The sequence below is a fragment of the Streptomyces sp. NPDC002306 genome (assembly GCF_053593435.1).
On the sequence record NZ_JBSFCK010000122.1, the window covers coordinates 1 to 2,754 of the forward strand.

Sequence of the window (2,754 nt, forward strand, 5' to 3'; positions counted from 1 at the left end):
CTAGTGTGATGCGTCTGAAATCACGGGCTTAAGTCTCTCGCTGGTTTTCAGTGACTGGTGGAGTGACCTTGGCGAGGGAGTCGGCGAGGGATTTGAGGATCTCGTCGGCGGTCTTGGTCCAGGTGAAGGGCTTGGGGTTCTCGTTCCATGAGTTGATCCAGGCCTTGATGTCGTCTTCCAGCGCCTTCACGGAGGTGTGGACGCCGCGGCGGATGAGTTTGTCGGTGAGCAGGCCGAACCACCGCTCGACCTGGTTGATCCAGGAGGAGCCGGTCGGGGTGAAGTGGACGTGGAATCGAGGGTGCTTGCCGAGCCAGGTCTTGATCTCGGGGGTGTTGTGGGTGGCGTAGAAGCCCCTATGTTTCGTCAAGCCGCAGTAGGGACCTGGTCGGTGGCCCGTGGCTGGATGTGCCGGTAGAGCTCGCGGGCGACGTACCGCTTCAAGCACCGTATGATCTCGCGCTTGGACATGCCGTCGGCGGTACGTCGTTGCAGGTAGGCCTGGGTGCGTTCGTCCCAGCGCATGCGGGTCTGCACGATGCGGTAGAGCGCGGCGTTGGCCTGGCGGTTACCTCCGCGGTTCAGGCGCCGCCGCTGAGTCTTGCCGGAGGACTGTTCAACCGGACTGACGCGGCACAGAGCGGCGAAGGATGCTTCGTCAGTGATCCGCTCCGGGTTGTCGCCTGCGGCGATGAGCAGGACCGCGGCGCTGTCGGGTCCGACGCCGATCAGGTCCAGCATCTGGGGCCGGCAAGCACGGACGGCCTTGGTGGTACGGCGGGTGAGTTCTTTGACCTCGTTGGACAGGTATTGGACCCGGCAGGCGAGCAGGCGCATTGTGAAAACGGCCTCACCTCGGTGATCGACGTCGAGGCCCGCGCAGGTGGCCACCAGGGCGGGGTTGCTCAGCCCGGTGAGCAGTTCGCGCAGGTCCGGGTCGATGGACATGAGGACGGCCTTGAGCTGGTTCAGTGCCTGTGTGCGGGCCTTGACGGCTGATTCCTTGGCCAGGCGCAGGACCCGCATGTCCTCCACGGGCCCGTCCGAACTCTTCGGCACGGTGGTGGCACGTCCGGACAGCACCGCACGAGCGGCCGCGTCCGCGTCGATGGCATCGGTCTTGCCGCGCTTGCGCCGGGTGGCACGATCGGGCTGGTTGATCTCGATGACGTCGACGTCTTCCCGGCGCAGGAGCCGGGTCAGTGCGGTCCCGAAGGATCCGGTGCACTCGACGCCCGCCCGGCGCAGGGTACCGAATGACCGGCCCCAGGACAGCAGTTGACGGTATCCAGCGGCGGTGGCCGGGAACTCCTGGTGCGCGAGCGAGGTGCCCAAGGTGGTGATGACGGCGGCGACGTGGATGTCTTTGTGGGTGTCCACACCGAGGATCACCTCCTCGGCCGGGGCGGGGATCCGCTGCGCGGGCAGCGTCGGCTGGGGCATGCTGGTGACGGTCACGAGGCTCCTTGGACTGGATCTGTGGCTGACACCGGTCCGGTGGGCGGTCAGAACTGTGACGGTGCTTTGTGCAGCAAAGCCCCTATCGGGACACGTTCACCGGGCCGGCGGCAGGACGCACCGCAAGGGGGCCGGGGCCGACAGTTCTACTCCAAGGCAGCTGAGGCCAGTTGTCACACGGGTCAGGCTCCGGCCCCCTGCGGCACACCATGATCCTCACAGTTGTCACACACCAGGTGCAGGTCGAGTCCGGTCGGGACCGTCTTGTCTATCGTGACCAGGAACTTCTTGAACTCGATGGCTCGGTGGCGGCGGTGTAGCTCCGATATGACGGTGCCGTCGGCGATGTTGAAGGCGGCGAACAGGCTGGTGATGCCGTGTCTCAGATAGTCGTGGGTGCGCCGTTCGGGCATGCCGGGCATCATCGGCAGCACCAGCTGCGAGCGGTCCAGCGCCTGGATCTGGCTCTTCTCGGCCACGCACAACACCACGGCCTTCTCGGGCGGGTTGTGATACAGGCCGACGACGTCGACGACCTTCGCGACGAACTGTGGGTCGGTGGAGAGCTTGAAGGCATCCTGCAGGTGCGGCTTGAGGTCGAACTTCTTCCAGATCCGCCCGATGGTGGACTTCGACAACCCGGTGCGGGCGGCCATGGAGGACCTCGACCAGTGCGTGTCCTGGCCAGGGGTGGATTCCAGCGTCGCGACGACAACGTCCTCGACCTGGTCGAGCAGGATGGACGGCGGCCGGCCGGGTCGCGGCTCGTCGATCAGACCGTCCAGCCGCTGTTCGACGAACCGGGCCCGCCAGCGGCTCACCGACTGTTCGTGCAAGCCGAGTTCGGCCGCCACCTGCTTGTTCGTCCCGCCCTCCGCGCACCGCAGCACGATCCTTGCGCGCAGGGCCAGGAACTGCGCGGTCTTTGCCCGCCTCGCCAGGCGCGTCAGCTGAGCCCGTTCGTCATCGCTGAGTACCAGCTCCGACTTGCGCCGGCCCGGCCGTGGCTCATCCGCAAGCCCGGCCATCCGCCGATCGACAAACCGCGAGCGCCACTTCCTCACTGTGTCAGCGGTCACCTTGAACTCCGCCGCGACGCGCGTATTCGGCTTCCCGCCCGCGCATGCCAAGACGATGCGTGCCCGCTCGGCAAGTCGGGGCGCCACCGCCCCGCCCGCCCAGCGCAGCAACTCGGCGCGCTCCTCATCGGACAGCACGACTTCGACGGCACGAGGACCCCGAGACATGAAAACAGGCTACAGACTTAAGCTCGTGATTTCAGACGCATCACACTAG

General features: G+C 66.2%; 2 protein-coding genes and 1 pseudogene. All 3 read right to left on the minus strand.

Annotated elements, in window-relative coordinates; all coding sequences use genetic code 11:
• Nucleotides 1-28: 28 nt before the first annotated feature.
• Nucleotides 29-346, minus strand: a pseudogene (locus tag ACWCQK_RS42260) (IS630 family transposase); the annotation flags it as partial.
• 20 nt (nt 347-366) lie between these two features.
• Nucleotides 367-1,443: an IS110 family transposase gene (locus ACWCQK_RS42265; protein ID WP_451164566.1), complete on the minus strand. Its 1,077-nt coding sequence runs from the start codon at nt 1,441-1,443 to the stop codon at nt 367-369.
• A gap of 197 nt (nt 1,444-1,640) precedes the next feature.
• Nucleotides 1,641-2,675, minus strand: a complete 1,035-nt coding sequence (locus ACWCQK_RS42270) for an IS630 family transposase (protein WP_451164564.1) — start codon at nt 2,673-2,675, stop codon at nt 1,641-1,643.
• Nucleotides 2,676-2,754: the final 79 nt, after the last annotated feature.

What these genes read in the sequence shown, in the direction of transcription:
- ACWCQK_RS42265 (WP_451164566.1), bottom strand. Translation starts at nt 1,443, where the DNA reads ATGCCCCAGCCGACGCTGCCCGCGCAGCGGATCCCCGCCCCGGCCGAG.